General features: G+C 35.4%; 20 protein-coding genes. 6 read left to right on the top strand and 14 right to left on the bottom strand.

Features of this window, described 5'->3' with window-relative positions; genetic code table 11:
• The first annotated feature begins 1 nt into the window (after nt 1).
• Nucleotides 2-943 carry a chemotaxis protein gene (locus MNY28_RS00890; protein ID WP_346388606.1) on the top strand — a complete coding sequence of 314 codons (942 nt, stop codon included), beginning with the start codon at nt 2-4 and terminating at the stop codon, nt 941-943.
• Nucleotides 944-959: 16 nt separating this feature from the next.
• On the opposite strand, the gene MNY28_RS00885 is transcribed toward MNY28_RS00890, so the two are convergent.
• From MNY28_RS00885 to MNY28_RS00840, 10 genes are all read right to left on the bottom strand, one after another.
• Entirely contained in the window at nt 960-2,126 is a 1,167-nt protein-coding gene (locus MNY28_RS00885; RefSeq protein ID WP_151900609.1) for an ATP-binding protein, read from the bottom strand.
• Nucleotides 2,113-3,096, bottom strand: coding sequence for an ATP-binding protein (locus MNY28_RS00880; protein ID WP_346388605.1), 984 nt, complete (start codon nt 3,094-3,096; stop codon nt 2,113-2,115). Before MNY28_RS00880 ends, MNY28_RS00885 begins: the two co-directional genes overlap by 14 nt.
• A gap of 7 nt (nt 3,097-3,103) precedes the next feature.
• Nucleotides 3,104-3,529 carry an STAS domain-containing protein gene (locus MNY28_RS00875; RefSeq protein WP_151900611.1) on the bottom strand — a complete coding sequence of 142 codons (426 nt, stop codon included), beginning with the start codon at nt 3,527-3,529 and terminating at the stop codon, nt 3,104-3,106.
• Nucleotides 3,530-3,538: 9 nt separating this feature from the next.
• Complete coding sequence (locus MNY28_RS00870) at nt 3,539-5,218, bottom strand: EAL domain-containing protein (protein WP_151900612.1); 1,680 nt, start codon at nt 5,216-5,218, stop codon at nt 3,539-3,541.
• Nucleotides 5,219-5,222: 4 nt separating this feature from the next.
• Nucleotides 5,223-6,515, bottom strand: coding sequence for a methyl-accepting chemotaxis protein (locus MNY28_RS00865; RefSeq protein WP_346388604.1), 1,293 nt, complete (start codon nt 6,513-6,515; stop codon nt 5,223-5,225).
• Nucleotides 6,487-6,972, bottom strand: a complete 486-nt coding sequence (locus tag MNY28_RS00860) for a PAS domain-containing protein (protein WP_346388603.1) — start codon at nt 6,970-6,972, stop codon at nt 6,487-6,489. Before MNY28_RS00860 ends, MNY28_RS00865 begins: the two co-directional genes overlap by 29 nt.
• 67 nt (nt 6,973-7,039) lie before the next feature.
• Complete coding sequence (locus MNY28_RS00855) at nt 7,040-7,744, bottom strand: response regulator transcription factor (protein WP_346388602.1); 705 nt, start codon at nt 7,742-7,744, stop codon at nt 7,040-7,042.
• 274 nt (nt 7,745-8,018) lie between these two features.
• Entirely contained in the window at nt 8,019-9,347 is a 1,329-nt protein-coding gene (locus MNY28_RS00850; RefSeq protein WP_346388601.1) for a sodium ion-translocating decarboxylase subunit beta, read from the bottom strand.
• Between the two features lie 4 nt (nt 9,348-9,351).
• On the bottom strand, nt 9,352-11,163 hold the full coding sequence (locus MNY28_RS00845; RefSeq protein WP_151900617.1) for a biotin/lipoyl-containing protein: 1,812 nt from the start codon (nt 11,161-11,163) through the stop codon (nt 9,352-9,354).
• Nucleotides 11,164-11,171: 8 nt separating this feature from the next.
• On the bottom strand, nt 11,172-11,414 hold the full coding sequence (locus tag MNY28_RS00840) for an OadG family transporter subunit (protein ID WP_151900618.1): 243 nt from the start codon (nt 11,412-11,414) through the stop codon (nt 11,172-11,174).
• Nucleotides 11,415-11,609: 195 nt separating this feature from the next.
• Between MNY28_RS00840 and MNY28_RS00835 the strand changes: the two genes are divergently transcribed.
• The gene (locus tag MNY28_RS00835; RefSeq protein ID WP_151900619.1) at nt 11,610-11,915 is read left to right on the top strand and encodes a hypothetical protein; all 306 of its coding nucleotides are present in this window, start codon (nt 11,610-11,612) and stop codon (nt 11,913-11,915) included.
• Between the two features lie 9 nt (nt 11,916-11,924).
• The gene (locus MNY28_RS00830; RefSeq protein WP_188109962.1) at nt 11,925-12,095 is read left to right on the top strand and encodes a hypothetical protein; all 171 of its coding nucleotides are present in this window, start codon (nt 11,925-11,927) and stop codon (nt 12,093-12,095) included.
• A 22-nt stretch (nt 12,096-12,117) separates the two neighbouring features.
• On the opposite strand, the gene MNY28_RS00825 is transcribed toward MNY28_RS00830, so the two are convergent.
• Both MNY28_RS00825 and htpG read right to left on the bottom strand, forming a co-directional pair.
• On the bottom strand, nt 12,118-12,627 hold the full coding sequence (locus MNY28_RS00825; RefSeq protein ID WP_230973239.1) for a hypothetical protein: 510 nt from the start codon (nt 12,625-12,627) through the stop codon (nt 12,118-12,120).
• A 98-nt stretch (nt 12,628-12,725) separates the two neighbouring features.
• On the bottom strand, nt 12,726-14,618 hold the full coding sequence (gene htpG, locus MNY28_RS00820) for a molecular chaperone HtpG (protein ID WP_346388600.1): 1,893 nt from the start codon (nt 14,616-14,618) through the stop codon (nt 12,726-12,728).
• 127 nt (nt 14,619-14,745) lie between these two features.
• On the opposite strand from htpG, the gene MNY28_RS00815 reads away from it, so the two are divergent.
• Entirely contained in the window at nt 14,746-15,060 is a 315-nt protein-coding gene (locus MNY28_RS00815; RefSeq protein ID WP_346388599.1) for a hypothetical protein, read from the top strand.
• Here the strand turns inward: MNY28_RS00815 and MNY28_RS00810 are convergent.
• Both MNY28_RS00810 and MNY28_RS00805 read right to left on the bottom strand, forming a co-directional pair.
• Nucleotides 15,057-15,503, bottom strand: a complete 447-nt coding sequence (locus MNY28_RS00810; RefSeq protein ID WP_151900623.1) for a hypothetical protein — start codon at nt 15,501-15,503, stop codon at nt 15,057-15,059. The two genes, MNY28_RS00815 and MNY28_RS00810, sit on opposite strands and share 4 nt — an antisense overlap.
• Before the next feature lie 37 nt (nt 15,504-15,540).
• Nucleotides 15,541-15,993: a hypothetical protein gene (locus MNY28_RS00805; RefSeq protein ID WP_346388598.1), complete on the bottom strand. Its 453-nt coding sequence runs from the start codon at nt 15,991-15,993 to the stop codon at nt 15,541-15,543.
• Nucleotides 15,994-16,094: 101 nt separating this feature from the next.
• On the opposite strand from MNY28_RS00805, the gene MNY28_RS00800 reads away from it, so the two are divergent.
• Both MNY28_RS00800 and queF read left to right on the top strand, forming a co-directional pair.
• Nucleotides 16,095-18,044, top strand: a complete 1,950-nt coding sequence (locus tag MNY28_RS00800) for an ABC-F family ATP-binding cassette domain-containing protein (RefSeq protein WP_346388597.1) — start codon at nt 16,095-16,097, stop codon at nt 18,042-18,044.
• Nucleotides 18,037-18,534 carry a preQ(1) synthase gene (gene queF / locus MNY28_RS00795; RefSeq protein ID WP_346388596.1) on the top strand — a complete coding sequence of 166 codons (498 nt, stop codon included), beginning with the start codon at nt 18,037-18,039 and terminating at the stop codon, nt 18,532-18,534. Before MNY28_RS00800 ends, queF begins: the two co-directional genes overlap by 8 nt.

Below are 18,534 nucleotides of genomic sequence, written 5' to 3'. Positions count from 1 at the left end.
TATGTCTGTATTAGACAATGTCGACGCTGCCACAAATCTGGCAAAAAATAATGAATTACAACTGTTGGTCTTTAGGGTAAGTGAGAAGAGAGACTCAGCTTTTTATGCTATCAATATCTTTAAAACCCGAGAAGTGGTCGAATCTAAAAATCATTTTTTGACACAGATACCCTCTGCTCATCCCTTGTTTGAAGGGACAATCGTTCTTCGAAACCTGCAAATACCCATTTTAAATCTTCCTGCATGGCTGGATGTGACATTAAATGAAAATGAAATTTCTCATTCCAAAATTTTAATTTGTGACTTTAACGGTATTATTATAGGACTGAGAATTATGTCCGCCTACAGAGTGATCAAAAAGAACTGGAATGAGATGCACGCACCGGACAGTTACAGGCTCAAAGAAGACGGTGTAGTCATGAATGACACAAGGCTTGAAGATGGAAGCCTCTGCCTTATCCTGGACTATGAAAAACTTCTTGCTGATGTCTTACCGCAGGCACTTGTAAATGTAGACAAAGATATAGAATTTTTAAAAGATATTGTCATTCCCGATAAGCTGAAATACGGAACCGTCCTCATTGCAGAAGATTCAAAAACAGCACAGCGACACCTTATACAGCTTTTTCAAAAAGCAAACATCAATATCAAACTTTTTGACAATGGTAAAAAACTGATTGACTACATTAAAACGCTAGGCGAATCTGCAAAAGAGATACCGGCAATAATTACAGATATTGAAATGCCGGAAATGTCCGGTTTTACCGTCATTCAAAATTTAAAAGCCAATCTGCTCACAAGAGATATTCCTATAATTGTCAACAGCTCAATGACAGGAGACAATAACAAAAGAGAAGCAGAAGATTTAGGCGCAAGCGGTTTTATAGATAAAACAAAAAGTCATAATGTCATCCCTTTGATTGTTTCGGTAATGGAATCATAAAAACAGTACAAGTTTTTCAGTTAGTCTTTTCTCTTAAATCTAGCATAAAACAAACTCCATCATCCCTGTTTTTAACAGTAAGTTTTCCGTTGTGATGTTCTTCAACAATTATTTTAGACATATAGAGTCCAAGTCCTGTACCATTTTTTTCACTCTTAGTAGAAAAATAAGGGTCAAAGATATTTTGTAGGATATTTTCTGAAATTCCCCCTCCATTATCACAGATTGAGAGTACTTTATTATTAACTGTTATATCAATACAAGGGTTTGAAATATTTTTTTCCCGAAAATTATCCTGTGCATTTTTTAAAATATTTAGAATAACCTGCATAATTTCGCTGTCATACATTTTTATTTTTTCTAAACGAATATAATTAAAAGTCACTTGAATATTATTATTTTTCAAAGATGCAAGAATGATATTTAATGATTTATCAATAACTTCTTCAAACGTGCATAAAATTGACTGCTTGTTTGGTTTATAAAAATTTCTGAAATCATCAATGGTATTTGTCAGGTTTTGAACAAGATTTTCAATAACATTTAGCTGTTGTAAAAAATAATTTTGACACGCTTCCTGCTCTTGTAAATTATTCAGATTATAAGATTCCAGCTCTATTTTCATAGATAAGTTAACAGATGTACTGGCAATGGCACCAAGAGGCTGTCTCCACTGATGTGCAATCATTGAGATCATCTCTCCCATTTGTGCCAAACGGGATTGTTGTTGGAGTTGCTGATCCTGTTTTCTGTTTTTCGCTACTTCTTGTTGAATCCGCTCTTCGAGTGTTTTGTTTAACTCTCTGAGTTTCTTCTCCTGCTGGACCCTTTGTGTAATATCTTCTATAATAAAAATCGTCCCGTCAAGCATCGCTCTCATTTTTATATTCAAAATTTTATCTTTAAAAGAAAACTGTTCTATATCAACGCTTAGTTGATTTTTCTGAATCATTTTCTCCACATAGATATCAATAATTTCCGGAACCTCAAAAAAAAGTTTTTTGTAATCTTTATCTATATAATTATGTAAATTTTCTTCGTTGATTTCTAAAATTTCTAATATATTACTGTTGAGCATACTAATTTCTGAATTTTCTGAAACAGTAAGAATCCCGTAGGGAATATTTGTAATGATGCCACTTAAATATTGATGCAGGGCGAGGGACTGCTTAGTTTCTGACATTGTTCTCTTCCCTCTTTACAGCTATTATCGTTGAAGCATCATCAAGATTATATTTATTGAAAATATCTGTTGCCAACTCTAAAGTTGATAAATTACAGACCTCTTTATTTAAAAAATCATTATACTCAATACCGTCACTTGCCAGTACAATACAAAACTGCTCAGGAAGCAACTCTTGTTGTACTGATAAATCTTCAGGCAATTTCAGGCAGGAAGCTTGCGTATATGCTTGAAATTTCATCTCAGGATAAGAGAGAATAAAACCATTTCCCAAAATCAGATATTCAAGTTTATCAGGCAACAAACGCAACAGCACAAGAGTGATATCTTCAAAAGCATCATTATTCGAAAGCATAAGGTTGATATACCTTACAATGTCTTTTAAGGGCAACCGGTACTCTTCCAACAGAAGTCCTTTTACACTTTGTACGGTTTTATATGCCGACAGATCATCTCCTTTGCCTTCAATAATAGCAAATAAACTTTTATCTCCATCATAATGTTTAATAAAATATGCATCACTGTTAAACTGACTTGCCTCTTTTTTTACAGAAACTGGAGAGTATTCATATGTAGGTTCATCAATATATTTTCTAAGAATAATTGATGTTCCGCTTGTATCACTTTTTTCAATCAAAAACTCATCAACCGATCTTTTTGCAGCACCAAGCCCAAATCCCAGACTGTCTTTTGCAGAAGAGTTACCATCTTGTAAGGAGTGTTGAATATTTTTTATACCTTTGCCTTTGTCTTCAATATAAACTTCCAGCCCTTTGTTGTTTTGTGTATATCTGCAACTTACTTTGACATCCTTTGCATAGCGAATACTATTAATAACAATCTCTGTAACTGCAATTGAAAACATGCCTGCATCAAACTGGGACAAACCAAACTCTTTCGCTATTTCGTTTATTTGTCTTGCACACTGATAGGCTTCAATCTCATCTAAAATATGGAAAACAAGTGACATAATACAACTATTTTTCTGTTTTTATAAGTTCATACCCTGTAACTTTAAAACTCACAAGCAGTGCATCTTGCAAATTTCTGATTATCTGTATTCCGCTAAACTGAATATCTGTTTTTACCATCTTCTCTGCCAACTCTGCTTTAATACCGCATATAATAGGTTCAATACCCATCAGTTTAAGTATATTTCCCAATCTGTTTATATATCCGGCAACTGCTGTATCAATTGCATCAACATTGTATAAATCTAATATTACGCATACAATTTTGTCTGATTCACTGATTTTGGTTATTTTTTTTGAGACATCTTCTATACGAGCTGAATCCAACAGTCCAAATAAGCTTACATAAATACACTCATCTGTTAATTTGTTTGCAACCATAGAAGTTTCAAGTCCGATTTGCTTCTTGCTTAGTGCCATTTTTTTATCCATTTTTTTCTCCTAAATTATTTTTTCATTTGGTTCATAAAAATAAAAACCTTGATAATCATCCACCTGAAAAGATTTTAATATTTCAAAAATCTTTTTAGAGTGTACAAATTCAGCAATTACTTTTATATTGAGTTTATGAGAAAACTCCACTATCGCTTCTACAAGAATAAAAGATTTTTCATTTTTGTCAATATCTTTTATAAGCGAACCATCTATTTTAATATAGTCTGGTGCTATGTTTAAAATATTTTCAAAATTTGAAAATCCGCTGCCAAAATCATCAATGGCAAATTTTACACCATATTTCCTAAAACGATTAATAAATATTTTTATATCATCAAAATTTTCCATACTCTGACTCTCAGTAATCTCCATAACAACCAATGAACCGACATCAGGATTCTTTCGAATATAATCCTCAATCTCATCGATAAAAAGTTTGTTTTTAATATCATTGACTGTAAAATTAATGCCAATAGGTGTTTGTATCTCTTTTATCTTTTTCAGACTCGTAAATATTACATACGAAGAGAGTTGCGGGTAGAGTCCTGTTTTTATTGCAATATCCAAAAAAAAGTAAGGAGAGATCAGCGTGCCATCCTCATCACGAAGTCGCATGAGTGCTTCATATTTGACTACTTTTTCTTCCTGATTGACGATACCTTGGTAAACTGTAACAATATCATTATTCTCAATTGCATTTTTAATCTTGTCTTTCCAGATAAGAATATCCTGTTTTGCAGATCGGTTATCAATAGTATTGGAATACATCATATACTGTTTTTTATGTTTTTTAGCATACTCCAATGCAATTGTTGCATATTCGTACGAATTATATTGTGAAGTTGATATACCTACAGTAACTTCTATGGAAATTATGTCCTGCTCAGTTACAACCCGAAAAGATGCAAACTCTCTGAAGAAGTCTTGTAGAAAAATTTCATATTTTTCAAAGTCAATATATTCACAGTCATCCAAAACAACAAACTCATCTGCAGAAATTCTATAGGTTTTATAGTTTTTACCTGCAGTAAAATGTTGTAAAAAATGAGCAAACTCTTGTAATACAAAAGAACCTGTCTCTGCGCCATAAATTTCATTAATAGATTTAAATCCATTGATATCTATAATAAAAATAATTGGTACCGTAATTTTTTTTAAATCTTCAAACAAAGCATAGCGGTTGCACAAACCGGTTAAATCATCAAAATATAGCTTATGCCTCAACTCCTGCGTTTGTTTTTTAATTTCTCTTTCAAGGTGTTCTTGATAATTTTTAGCAAGTGTCTCCAGGTGAATCTTTTCCAATGCTTTTTTTAAAACTGTAAGAAACTGTTGATAGATAAGCGGTTTTATAATAAATCCGTCAATCCCAAGCTGAATCGCTCGTAAAATATATTCTGCATCATTATAGGCAGATAAAATGAAGATTGGAATTTTTGTATCTTGTTGGCGAATTTGTTCTATCATATCAAGACCATTCATTACAGGCATATTTATATCTGTGATAATTATATGAAATTTTTCATTTTTAAATTTTTCTATTCCCTCCTGACCGTTTGTAACGACTGTAATATGGGTAAAGATATTTTTCAACATCTCAAATGTGCTTGTTCGCGCATCTAAATCATCTTCGACAAAAAGCAAGTGAAGTTCTTTGGCGTAATTTTTCAACTCCTGCAGTGGCACTGTTTTACTCCTCTATCATTAAATCAAGTAAATTAAAAAGCTCATTACTTGCATTTTCCATAACAGTAAAGTTTTTGATAATTTCTTCTGTGTTTTCAGGGAAAAGAGCTGTTTTACTCTCGGCAAACTTCATGTTTTTTATGGCAGAGTCATGAACTGCTTTGTGGTGGGCATCAAGTTTGTTATACACTTTTGTTTTGCCAAACTGCTTTTTACCGTCATTAAGATACCATTTTCCAAAACGGCATGAAAGATGATCTGCTAACGGTTCCGAAATATTCTGACTTAAGAGTGTCGAATATGCTTTTGATTTAAAGACTATATGATCAATTTTTGCAACGGATACAAGGAAAATATTGTTAATATGATTTGCATTATCGGCAGTTTCTTTTGCTGATTTGTTAAAACTTTTCAGTGTCGTATATAAACTCTCCAGATATTTTTGAGACTCTTTTGCTAATTCATACATTGTCTCAGACTCTTCCGATATTTCATTGGTTTCTTGTTTTAGAGTTGAAATAGTCATAGATATCTCTGTCGTAGCTTTTTGTGTTCTTTCTGCCAGTTTTCTTACTTCATCGGCAACAACGGCAAAACCTCTGCCGTGTTCACCGGCACGTGCGGCTTCTATCGCAGCATTGAGCGCAAGCAGGTTTGTCTGTTCTGCTATATCTTGAATCAATTCAACAATGGTAGAAATTTCTAATGACTGTTGATTGAGGGCATCAATCCCTTTTACTGTTTCAGTTATGCTTTCGTCAAGTTTTTCAAAATTATTTTGAACAGATTCTATCGATTGGATACTGTCCTGCGATGCTTTGCTGGTATCTTTTGATGTTTGTAAAATTGTCTTGGATATCTCATTACCAAACTCTATATCTTTTTTCACCTGTAAAACACCGCCAACACTGCCGCCTCCGATTTCATTAAATTTTTTCGAAAGATTTCCCTGTGTTTTTAACTGTATTCCTGACTTAATACCCTCTAATGATTTATTAATCGGCTCAACTGAACGGGCGAATATACCTTTAAATCCATCTTGAAACATCACTATACTGTTATCACCATTGGTTGCAAGTTTTATAGCAGTTTCACTGTCACGCATGAATGCCTCAACCTGGTCTAATAAATTATTGTAATTCCATGCCATATTATAGTATTTGGAATCTTCCGGAATATTGGTAACTCTTTTTTCAAGGTTGCCGTTTGCCGCGTCTGCCATGACACTGTTTACCTGATCCAGTAGTGCTTCATCACTTTTTCTTTTTTTATTTTTGAAGATTGAGAATAAATTCATCGTAGCTTTTCCCTTCTTGTTGTAATTGTTTTTCCAATATTTTCAATGAAGCACTTATGCCACCACTCGCTTCAGCTTGACGTAACTCTCTATAGAGTTTTTCAATTATATGTACACCTCTTGCAGAGGGAGCTCTTCTAACCGAATAGTAGCCTACAATATTTCCATGGACATCTAAAGATGCAGTAACATTTGCAAAAACCCAATAATAATCTCCGTTCTTTGTAAGGTTTTTCACATAAGCATTGATATACTTTTTGACTTGAATACGATCCCACAAAAGTTTAAAAATGACACGCGGCATATCGGGATGACGCAAAATATTATGCGGGGCATTGAGTAACTCTTTTTCTGAATAACCCGATATTGAGATAAAATATAAATTACCATAAGTAATCCGCCCCTTCGTATCTGTTTTTGAGACAATAAGCTCATCTTGCTTCATTTGTATTTCCATAAAATATCCTAGTAAAATTCTATTAGAAAAATTATATTATTTAGAAGTGTCAAGAAGGTGTCAAAAACTAGATACTCAGAGAATAACCTAAATCTTTGTGTGTTTGTATTAAGGATGAAGGGATTTTTTTTCTAAGGCGCTTAATAAAGCTTTTTATAGAATCTTCCGAAAACTCTTTCGTGTCTTCAAAAAGATAAAGGTGTAGATCAATAGCAGAAAAAACAGTATTAGGATAGCTTAAAAACAGATCTAAAAGTTTAGTTTCATTGGCACTCAATATAATTTCTTTCCCTTCCAAAAAAAGTTTTTTCAACTCTCTATTCCATAAAAATCCATCTTGAAAGGGGAGAATTGTTTCATATTCCTCTTTATAAAAAAGAGATACAGTCGTTAAAATATTCAACAGTTCTTGACGCTTAATAGGTTTTTGCAAAAACCCTATAACAGCTCCAGTATTAATAAGTTCAATAAAATAGCTTGTTTCATTATAAGCAGATATAACGATAAATTTTTGTTCTATATTTATAGATAATATTTCTTTTGTAAGTTCTATGCCGTTTAAGTGTGGCATCAAAATATCTGTAATTACAAGATCGATATTCGCAAGATTGTTCTTATATGCCGCTAAAGCTTCCCTCCCGTCAGATGCAGTATATACATGAGAGAAAAAATTTTTCAATAAAGCAGTTGTACTTTTTCTCATCTCCAGGTCATCTTCCGCATATAAAACAGTAAGTTTTTTTGTTGTAGATAATAATTCTGTATTTGTCACCTGTTCGCCTGATTTAATTAGTTACAATTTATTATATTTTTATTCTATATAGTGAATATTCAAAAATGTAATTGTTCGATACAATTATGCGAATATTATTTGATATGTCAGCCAAACTTCATACTTATGCATAAATATTTTCAGCTGTTGTTTCAAGTTGTAACAGCAGTATTGGGGTTTAAGATAGTAGAAATTAAGAAGGAAGTGTATTCATAGTGCGGGAAGAGGAGATAACGACGCAATTGCGCCGCTATTTGAATTTCGTGCCGATTAATTACTGAAAAAGTGAAATAAGCACACCAGCTGCTACTGCTGAACCGATAACTCCTGCCACATTCGGACCCATTGCATGCATTAAAAGCATGTTTGTACGGTCATATTCCATACCGACCTTATTTGATACACGTGCCGCCATCGGAACGGCAGAAACACCTGCTGAACCGATTAACGGATTGATTTTGTGTCCAGGGAAAAGGTTCATAAACTTCGCCATCAATACACCTGCTGCAGTTCCTACAGAAAATGCAATAATTCCTAAAACCATAATAAACAAAGTTTCAGGTACAAGGAACTGATCAGCTGCAAGCTTCGAACCGACACCAAGTCCCAAGAAAATAGTTGTAATATTGATAAGGGCATTTTGTAATGTATCATTCAAACGTTCAACAACACCTGATTCTTTTAAGAAATTACCGAACATAAATGCACCGATAAGCGGTGTAGATTCCGGTAAAACCAAAATTGCCAGCATCAAAACAAGAATCGGGAAAACAAGTTTTTCCAAACGGGAAACATGACGAAGTGTCGTCATCTTGATCTTTCTCTCTTTTTCGCTTGTCAGTGCTTTCATAATAGGAGGCTGAATAATAGGCACCATCGCCATATAACTGTATGATGCAACCGCAATAGCTCCCAAAAGTTCCGGTGCAAGTTTCGTTGCGATAAAGATGGATGTAGGACCATCCGCCCCGCCGATAATCGAAATTGCAGAAGCCTGTTGCAATGTAAAATCAACAAAGCCGTAATGTGCAAGCGCAACAGCACCCACAAGTGTTCCAAAAATACCAAACTGAGCCGCTCCGCCAAGCAGTGCTGTTTTAGGGTTTGACAACAGTGGACCAAAATCAGTCATTGCCCCGACACCCATAAAAATGATAATAGGAAAAAGCTCATTTGAAAGTCCCATATTGTAAATTACACCAAGGAAACCATGCTCTCCTGCAATACCGGCTATAGGAATATTTGCCAGCAGTCCGCCAAAGGCAATTGGCAAGAGTAACAATGGTTCAAACCCTTTTGCAATTCCAAGATAAAAAAGCAAAAAGACGATAAGAATCATAATCACACGGCCCAGACCTTTATGAAAATCACTCATTTTTTGCCCTGTTGCACTCATCTCATCATCTCTTGGACTTACAAGAGCGACAATTCCTGTTGATTTAAGAAAATTTACTATCATTTCACCCATTGGTTTTGGATGATAGTTTTCTTCTTTATGTGTTGATTGTGCTTCTTGAGCAACTGTTGCATGCTCTGATGCCATTGCATTTGAAAATGCAAAGAGCATTATAAGAGCTAAAAACTTAAGTACAATTTTTTTCATTCGCTTATCCTAATACTGCTACGACTTGACCTTCTACAACTTTATCGTTTGTAGCTACATTAATAGATTTAATAACACCACCGCGAGGCGCCACAACATCTATTTCCATTTTCATAGATTCTAAAATCATGATTACGTCACCTTCGTTAACACTTTGACCCGGATTTGCAACAATTTTCCAAACATTACCCGGAAGAAGTGCTTTGATTTCTACATCATTTCCTGACACAGCAGGTGCTGCCGAAGTTGTTGATGGAGCAGTGCTCTCACCATTGACTGCTGTTACCTGAATATCTGCATCACCCTCTGCTACTTGAACACTAAACTTTTGACCATCCACTACTACTGTATAATTTCCGCTACCCATTGAACTTCCTTCACAATCTTTTTCTGTTTCTTTTTTCATTTCTGATATTTTACGAACGTTTAACTCACCTTCACCTTTAAGGAAAGTGATTCCTTTCTCCTGGCATGCAGCCGCTATAAAAATATTTTCTTCTGTTATTTCTATACCTTCTTCTTTAAGTCTGTTAATCCAGTTCTCTAAAGATTTTGCAGGATCCGCATCTGCCAAATCAAGTGCTTTTTTTGTTGTCGGCTCAAGTTTTAACTGCTCTGAAGCAATTTTAACAATTTCCGGATCCGGTTCAACCGGAGTTTTTCCGAAGTATCCTAAAACCATTTTTCCGTAACCAGGGGCAATGGCTTTCCATGGTCCCTGCATTACATTGTTAAGCGCCTGTTGGAAATAAAACTGAGAAACCGGCGTTACCGATGTACCGTAACCGCCTTTTTCTACTACTTCCTGCATTGCCGCGATAACATCCGGGAATTTATCCATGATGCCGTTGTCGCGCATCATTTGCGTATTTGCAGTCAAAGCACCGCCAGGCATTGGTGAAAATGGAATAATCGGAGAAACCATTGTCGCTTCAGGAGGCATAAAATAATCACTCAGACATGACTGTAACTCTTTCTCATAAGTAAGAATTTTACCAAGTTCAAGTCCGCCAAGGTCATAATTCATTCCCTTTGTTGCATGAAGCATTGTCAAAATATCAGGCTGAGATGTTCCACCGCTTACAGGAGAAGCTGCCATATCTATACCGTCAACACCCGCCTCAAGCGCAGCCATATAAGCAGCTACAGAAACACCGGCAGTCTCATGTGTATGCAGACGTATGTGTGTATCTTCTCCTAAAAGTTTTCTTGCCATTGTAATGGTCTCAAAAACTTTTTGAGGATTTGATGTCCCGCTTGCATCTTTAAAACAGATACTGTCAAACGGAAGACCGCTGTCCAGAATATCACGAAGTGTTTTTTCATAAAACTCGACATTATGAGCACCGTGACATCCCGGTGGCAAGTCCATCATAGTGACAACCGCTTCATGTTTCAAGCCGTGATGTTTGATTCTCTCAGCAGAATACTTCAGGTTTTCCACATCATTGAGTGCATCAAAGTTACGGATTGTCGTTGTTCCGTGTTTTTTAAACATTTTTGCATGCAGGTCTATCAGTTCTTTTGAACCGGTATCCAGCATTACAGTATTTACTCCGCGGGCAAGTGTCTGCAAATTTGCATCCGGACCTACAATTTTACGGAACTTGTCCATCATTTCAAATGCATCTTCTCTCAAATAAAAGTATAATGATTGAAATCTTGCTCCCCCACCAAATTCAAAGTGGTTAATACCTGCCATTTTTGCGGCTTCTACTGCCGGAAAAAAATCTTCCATCAATACACGTCCACCAAATACTGACTGGAAACCATCCCTGAAAGTTGTATCCATTACATCTATAAATTTCTTAGCCATTATAATCCTTAACCTTGTTTATGGTGTGCAATTGCAGCTGTTATTGCTGCAATTATCTTTTTGTTGTCTTGTTGTTGCTGTGTTGCATTCCCAGAAACAGTCTCTTCAGCTGCCTGTGGTTCAGGAAAAAATTTATGTATTATCAATGACATCAGATTGACTGAAAGAATCATTATAATTAAAAATACGAACACTGTTCCCATTCCTAAAAACATAAATTTAACTCCCTCCATAATGAGGTTTGCTTCCATAAAATTACCCTTTATTCATAATTTGTGGGCTTAGTATAGTATAAAGATGTTTAAATAAAGTTGTTGAAAAAACTTTATTTTTAAATTACTGCACAATTGTTACTTTTTGGTGACTTAATTTCATCACTTAAACTAAACACTAATTGTTTTTAGCTAAAATGTTTTTGACAGATAAAATATTAGGATGTTTTTCAGATGATAGCAGGTATGTACGAACAGAACTTCATGGCTTATATAATTTTTGGTCTTATCTTGAATTTTGTATTTTCAATTATGTTTGGAATATATTTAAGTAACAATATCGGCATGAAAGAGATGATAGAATCCAAAGGAGACAAAGAACAGCCATTGCTCATACGCTTAAGTCTTTTTATTCCTTATGCAAAAATGCTTGTTACTCTTTACAGAGTTACAATTTTACAGCTCTTTTTTCTCAACAAAGGATATACACATAAAGAGTTTTGGATTTATATGACGAATGAGCAAAAAGAAAACTCCTAAAGGAACAATATGAAAGATTTTAAGCTTAAACTTGTTCTTACTGCTTTAAGCGCAATTGTTTTCTCATTTATATTTATACTTTTGGCATTTGCTCTGCCCATACACAAAAAAGAAGAAAAAATATCCATCAAGCCAAAAGGGAAACTTGAACAGATTTCTCATTCCTTAAAAAACAGATAACTGTGTCAGAGACGCCCTTTATTTATAAAGAACTTTTCACTTCAATAAGCTTGAGTGTATCATAAGCACACTTTGGACTCAGTTTGATGGCGCAAACCTTTAAAGCCTCCAGACAGGCAAGCAAATAGTCCAGATTGTCTTTTTTCATTAATTCATAAAGAAGTATTTCTGCATCTTTTATGCGTAAATTTCTTGCAACGCCAAGATTTTTATGTGCCAATTCTCTCAATGGGGTGTAATCCAAATTGTCATGATTGTCCTGTGAATCCTGAAGTGCAGCCAAATAACTCTCAAACTGCACAATTGCCTTGATTACCTGAGCAACATAATCATCAACCAGTTGAGAGACCAACTCTGTGTCTAATCCTAATTCGTGTACGGCAATCGAAATATCATACCGGTAACCGTCAATTTTCAAATCACGCAATACCCCTGTTCCCAGTAAAGTGCATACCCGTTTGGCTTCATGCAGCAGTTGATCAACAGATTGTCTGTCCGATGGTTTTAAAAAGAATTTTAATTTTTTTAACATAATCATAAGATATCATATAATTTGTGTGAAACAGATAAAAAAGAAAAATAAAAGAAGAGAGTTTGGAGGAGTGCTACGATTGCACTCATCCAAAAAAGTTATAATGCTTTTGCTATAATTCTGTTGAGTCTCATTGCAAAATCTGCAGTATCATCAAGTTCTCTGCCATCAAAGAGTTTTGCCTGATCAAACAATACATGCGCTGCATCTTCAATCAGATTCTGATCACTCGAATCTTTTAATTTTGCAATCAATTCATGTTTAGGATTGATTTGTAAAATAGGTGCCGGCTCAGGCACTTCACCGCCCTGACCCATCTGTTTCATCATCTGTGCCATCATGTAAGAAGGGTCTTCTTTGTCTGTTTTTAAAGCAACAGGAGATTCTGTCAACTCCGTTGTCACTTCAACTTCTTTTATAGCTTCACCCAGTGTCTCTTTAAACTCTTTTGCAAGGCCTTCAAACTCTTTTTCAAGTTCTTCTTTTGCTTTTTTCTCTTCTTCACTCTCTTCAAATTTCGCATCTGATGCAGGAATAAGTTTATACTCTTTATATTCTGTCACCATCGGGAAAATGATAGTATCTACCTCTTCATTTAAGAGAAGCACATCGATACCGCGTGCCTTGAATTTTTCGAGCACAGGAGAGTGTTTGAGCATGTCAACAGAGCCTTTGTTCGCAAGATAATAAATCTCTTTTTTGTCTTCATCGACATTTTTCACAAACTCTTCGATAGTCGTCATTTCATCAGAATTCAACGTATGGAATTTGAGTAATTCTAAAATCTTTTCTCTGTTGGCAAAATCATTGTAAAGTCCTTCTTTAAGTACATTTCCAAACTCTTTATAGAATGTGTCATATTTTTCAGGCTCTTTTTTCATCATTTTAGCAAGTTCGGAAAGCACTTTTTTCACCGAAGCGTTTTTGATTTTTGCCATCACCGGATTGGACTGTAAAATTTCACGACTTACATTTAACGGTAAATCTTTTGAATCAATCACACCGCGTAAGAAACGCAGGTATGTAGGCATTAACTCTTTGTCATCATCTGTAATAAAGACACGGTTAATATAGAGTTTGATACCAGGCTGATAATCAACTCTGTAAATATCCATCGGTGCCTTGCTTGGGATATAAAAGAGTGTCGTGTACTCTATAGCACCCTCTGCTTTATGATGCATCCATTTTAACGGTTCTTCGTTTGAGTGTGCAAGTGTTTCATAAAAAGCTTTATAGTCTTCATCTTTTAATTCACTTTTGGCAATCGTCCAGAGTGCATTTGCAGAGTTAATTTGTACATTTTCTATTTCAGTGCGTGCAGGCTCTGTCTCTTTGCCCTCATCATCGGTAACAGCCGGAATATGCTTCTCTTTGTCCATAAAAATCGGGAACGGAATATGGTTAGAGTATTTTTTCACAACAGCCTCTATGCGATACTCTTCCAAAAACTCCTCTTCACCCTCTTTTAAATGAAGAATAATTTCTGTTCCGTGTCCCTCTTTTGTTGCTGCTTCTACTTCAAATTCACCGTTTCCGGTACTCGTCCATTTGTAAGCCTGATCTTCTCCTGCTTTTTTCGTGATGACCTCAACGCTGTCAGCCACCATAAATGCAGCATAAAAACCGACACCAAACTGACCAATCAGGTTAGAATCTACTTTTTGATCCCCTGTCAGATTTTCCAAGAATGCTTTTGTTCCTGATTTTGCAATTGTTCCGAGATTATTCAAAAGATCTACTTCGTTCATACCGATTCCGGTATCTGAAACAGTCAAAGTTTTTTTCTCTTTGTCTCTTTTGATATCTATTCTCGGATCAAACTTTATGCCTTTGTATGCTTCATTTGTTAAAACGAGCATATTCAGCTTGTCAAGTGCATCCGATGCATTGGAAATAAGTTCACGAAGGAAAATCTCCTTGTTGGAATAAAGTGAATGAATCATAAGTTGTAAAATCTGATTTGCTTCTGTTTGAAATTGATGTTTAGCCATAATAGTAATCCTTTTTTAAAATTTGACAGTATTTTACCAAAAAAAGTTAATAGTTGCAAGTTTTATCAATATTCTTTAGTCATTTTAACTCAAGTTTATAATATTTTTATTTTGCTATAATAACTTTATGAAAAATGATTATATAGATTTAATAGAACCTACTCCTGTTCTAAAGACAAAAAAATGTCAAATCATCGCTTTTTTACTAAAATTTTTATTGCAGTTTACTCCTGTATTTACTGCTCTTATCGTCTGGTACATGTATGATTATTTTATAGCAGGCGCTACTTTGTTGATTACATTTATAGTTGTTGGCATTGTAAGAGCTAAAATGAGAAACAGTGTCATCCCTCTTTCTCAAAGAGAATATCACTATAATGATGAAGGGATAGCAAAATGGTTTACGGCAAAAGAATTATGCCCGAAAGAGAAAGATTATTAAAGCATTGCGCGAATCATAATTGCATAATGCAGAACAAAAAGATTTAAAAAAAATATGAGCAGGGAAGTTCCGCGTGACAAAATGTTTTGTATTTTCGTTCGCTCTTTCCCGTTTGTGCGAAATGCAATAAAAAAATGAACTATTGTTGCCACGATTATAACAGCTACAATTATGAGTTTTTTGCGTAACTCCTGGACTATAATATTATCATCATGGGTCAAAAGCATATGGTACAAACCATTATCTACAATCATCACAGTACCGGTCAACAGTAAAACAACAATGGAAACCAATTCAAAGTAACCGAAAATAGGCCCTATTACCGGATAAACCTGTTGTTGTTTTTCTTTATCAAGCAGTGTAACACCCAAAATAAACATAAATATGGAACCGCCTATCCAGGCAATGGCAGCAATAAGATGAATATGTATAAATAAACCCAAATAAAATCCTTTAAATGAGTCCGTATAATATTATAATTTAAATAACGAAGTCTTGATATACAACAATATTTTTTAAATTATTTTCCAAAGCATCTTCCAATCTGCAAAACAGTTCATATATCATATTTGCATAATCTTTTGCTTCATATTCTTTAGAGTGAATCGTACTTATATAATACTCATTATTTGAGTTTAGATGCAAGAGATTGTAGTTTATATTTTCGGCGGCTTTGATATAATGTTCCTCATCCACAGAATCCTGAATGATACAATGAAGTTTATCATTTAAGGTAATAAATTTATCGGTACTTCTTAATCTTGTTTTAAGTTCATTGAAGTCTATTGCAATTTTACATTCACAATATATTGCAATGAAAGAAAACTCACTGCCATACCGCTCTTTTCTGTAAAAGAACTCTTTTCCTTCTTCTTTAAGAACTTCCATATACTGATGTTCATTTTTTCTTATTTCTGCTATTACCTGTAACATGATTCTACTCCTATGACATACAAGATTATAATCTATTAAAATAAATAAGCCCTTATTAATGACCAAAATGCTATTATCTCTATTAAAAAGTAAACTAAATTATGGCATTAATTGATCTACAAAAAATCAGCAAACACTATTCGGCACAAAAAATTCTCACTGAGGTTGACTTTCATGTGGATGCAGGTGAGCGTATAGTCATCATCGGAAAAAACGGCAGTGGAAAATCCACCTTGATGAAAATACTCAACGGGACACTCATACCTGATGGCGGACGCCGTATCATCAAAAATGATTTGGAAATCAAAATGCTGGATCAGCGTCCGGCATTTGAAGAAGGCCACACTGTCCGTCAGGCAGTTGAAGCAGGTCTCAAAGAGCTCAATGCCGCAAAAGAACGCTATAATGAACTCTCACTGCTTTTAAGTGAAGATTTTGAAAACAAACTGCTTTTGGAAGAACATGAAAAGCTCTCTCGCTATATTGAACATCATAATGCCTGGAATCTGGATGATAAAATAGAGCGTATCATTGGGCATTTTCAGCTCAAACCTTATGAAAACAAGCCTGTTATGCTCTTAAGCGGAGGCGAACAGCGGCGTGTGGCACTTGCTTCACTCCTTTTGCAAAAACCGGATGTCCTGCTTCTTGATGAACCGACGAACCACCTTGATGTTTACATGGTTGAATTTTTAGAAGAGCTGATTCTCAAAGAGAAATTCACTCTTGTTTTTATCTCGCATGACCGATATTTCATTGACCGAATTGCGACAAAGAGTGTTGAAGTCGAAGACTGCATTTTGCGTGAATACAAGGGCGGATACAATGACTACCTCACACAAAAAGAGGAGTACCTCAGAACCCTGCAAAAGCAGCATGACAATCTGCTGGGCATTCTAAAAAGAGAAAACGAGTGGTTTGCCAGAGGGGTGCGTGCAAGGCTCAAACGAAACGAAGGGCGCAAAGAGCGTTTGATGCAACTGCGCGAAGAGGCGAAAACAAATCCTGCCAAAATCAGAAAAATGTCTGTAGAACTCCAAAGAGAAGCAAAACATTTTAACCGTGACAAAAGCGTCAACAAACAAAAAATGCTTTTTGAAGTCGAAGATCTGTCTCTCAAACTCGGTGACAAAGAGCTGTTACACGGCTTTACAACACGCATACTGCAAAAAGATGTCATCGCCATTGTCGGGCCCAACGGCAGTGGAAAATCAACACTGCTAAAAGCTCTGCTTGGACGCATAGAGCCGACAAGCGGCAAGATAAAACGCGGAGAATTCAAAGTAGGCTATTTTGACCAGCACAGAGAGATGCTTGATGATGACAAAAACCTCATAGAGACTTTTTGTCCGCACGGCGGCGACCGTGTCAATGTACGAGGCAGTGATTTACATGTATACGGCTACCTTAAAAACTTTCTCTTTCCGCGTGAATTTTTAGACAAAAAGATAGGTGTACTCAGCGGCGGCGAGAAAAACCGTGTTGCCCTTGCTCTGCTTTTTACACAGGATGTTGACATCCTCATTTTGGATGAGCCGACCAATGATCTGGATATTCCTACGATTAATATTTTGGAAGAACAGTTGACAAATTTTCCCGGTGCCGTCATTATTGTATCGCATGACAGATATTTTGTTGACAAAATCGCCAAAAAACTCTTTATTTTTAAGCCTGATAAAACCATTGAAGAGTCACATCAGCAATACTCCGAGTATCTGGAGATAGAAAAAGAGCTGCAAGAGCTGAACACTATGGAAAAAGAGGCGACAAAAAAAGAGGAAAAACCGCGTTTACATGTAACGCAAAAACCAAAAACACTCAAACTTACTTTTAAAGAAAAAATAGCCCTGGAAAAACTTCCGGCCGAGATAGAAGAACTAGAAGCAAAAATAGAAGAAAAAAACACCTGTTTATCCGATCCGAAATGTTATGAGGAGACAGGTCTGAGCAAACTTGCCAAAGAGTTGGCAGATATGGAAGCGTTGTATGAGCAAAAAGTTGAAGAGCTTTTAACAATTCAGGAAAAAGAAGAAGAGATTAACAATGGATGAACAAGAGTATAAAGAAAAACGCGCCCAAGAGGTCAGCCAACTCGGAGCCGGACATACAGAGTACAAATATGAATATGCACCCGAGCTTTTAGAAACTTTTGAAAATGTTCATCCTGAAATGGACTACTGGGTGACACTCAATGCAGACGAATTCACATCACTTTGCCCTAAAACAAATCAGCCGGATTTTGGAACACTCATTATCAACTATATTCCTGATGTAAAAATGGTGGAAAGCAAATCACTCAAACTCTATCTTTTTAGTTTTATCAACAGTGGTGAGTTTCATGAAGACGTCGTCAATAAAATAGGCAAAGATTTGGTCGCCTTGATGCAGCCGAAGTATCTTGAAGTTGTAGGTCTGTTTTACCCACGAGGCAATATCAGCATCCATCCGACTTTCAGTTATGCAAATGGTGAAGAAAAGTACAAAGAACTGGAAAAATACAGATTTTTAAACAGAAATCTCAATCCGCTAAGAGTAGGATAA

Origin of the sequence: Sulfurimonas sp. NWX367 (assembly GCF_039667065.1) — a bacterium.
Lineage (GTDB): Bacteria > Campylobacterota > Campylobacteria > Campylobacterales > Sulfurimonadaceae > Sulfurimonas > Sulfurimonas hydrogeniphila.
The sequence above is the reverse complement of the archived record's forward strand: the minus strand, read 5'-3'. Positions and strand labels throughout refer to the sequence as shown.

Bases quoted from the DNA above. Each gene is read 5' to 3' on its own strand.
- MNY28_RS00890 (WP_346388606.1), top strand. From the start codon at position 2: ATGTCTGTATTAGACAATGTCGACGCTGCCACAAATCTGGCAAAAAAT.
- MNY28_RS00885 (WP_151900609.1), bottom strand. From the start codon at position 2,126: ATGTCAGAAACTAAGCAGTCCCTCGCCCTGCATCAATATTTAAGTGGC.
- MNY28_RS00880 (WP_346388605.1), bottom strand. From the start codon at position 3,096: ATGTCACTTGTTTTCCATATTTTAGATGAGATTGAAGCCTATCAGTGT.
- MNY28_RS00875 (WP_151900611.1), bottom strand. From the start codon at position 3,529: ATGGATAAAAAAATGGCACTAAGCAAGAAGCAAATCGGACTTGAAACT.
- MNY28_RS00865 (WP_346388604.1), bottom strand. From the start codon at position 6,515: ATGAATTTATTCTCAATCTTCAAAAATAAAAAAAGAAAAAGTGATGAA.
- MNY28_RS00860 (WP_346388603.1), bottom strand. From the start codon at position 6,972: ATGGAAATACAAATGAAGCAAGATGAGCTTATTGTCTCAAAAACAGAT.
- MNY28_RS00850 (WP_346388601.1), bottom strand. From the start codon at position 9,347: ATGAAAAAAATTGTACTTAAGTTTTTAGCTCTTATAATGCTCTTTGCA.
- MNY28_RS00845 (WP_151900617.1), bottom strand. From the start codon at position 11,163: ATGGCTAAGAAATTTATAGATGTAATGGATACAACTTTCAGGGATGGT.
- MNY28_RS00840 (WP_151900618.1), bottom strand. From the start codon at position 11,414: ATGGAAGCAAACCTCATTATGGAGGGAGTTAAATTTATGTTTTTAGGA.
- MNY28_RS00835 (WP_151900619.1), top strand. From the start codon at position 11,610: ATGATAGCAGGTATGTACGAACAGAACTTCATGGCTTATATAATTTTT.
- MNY28_RS00830 (WP_188109962.1), top strand. From the start codon at position 11,925: ATGAAAGATTTTAAGCTTAAACTTGTTCTTACTGCTTTAAGCGCAATT.
- MNY28_RS00825 (WP_230973239.1), bottom strand. From the start codon at position 12,627: ATGTTAAAAAAATTAAAATTCTTTTTAAAACCATCGGACAGACAATCT.
- htpG (WP_346388600.1), bottom strand. From the start codon at position 14,618: ATGGCTAAACATCAATTTCAAACAGAAGCAAATCAGATTTTACAACTT.
- MNY28_RS00815 (WP_346388599.1), top strand. From the start codon at position 14,746: ATGAAAAATGATTATATAGATTTAATAGAACCTACTCCTGTTCTAAAG.
- MNY28_RS00805 (WP_346388598.1), bottom strand. From the start codon at position 15,993: ATGTTACAGGTAATAGCAGAAATAAGAAAAAATGAACATCAGTATATG.
- MNY28_RS00800 (WP_346388597.1), top strand. From the start codon at position 16,095: ATGGCATTAATTGATCTACAAAAAATCAGCAAACACTATTCGGCACAA.
- queF (WP_346388596.1), top strand. From the start codon at position 18,037: ATGGATGAACAAGAGTATAAAGAAAAACGCGCCCAAGAGGTCAGCCAA.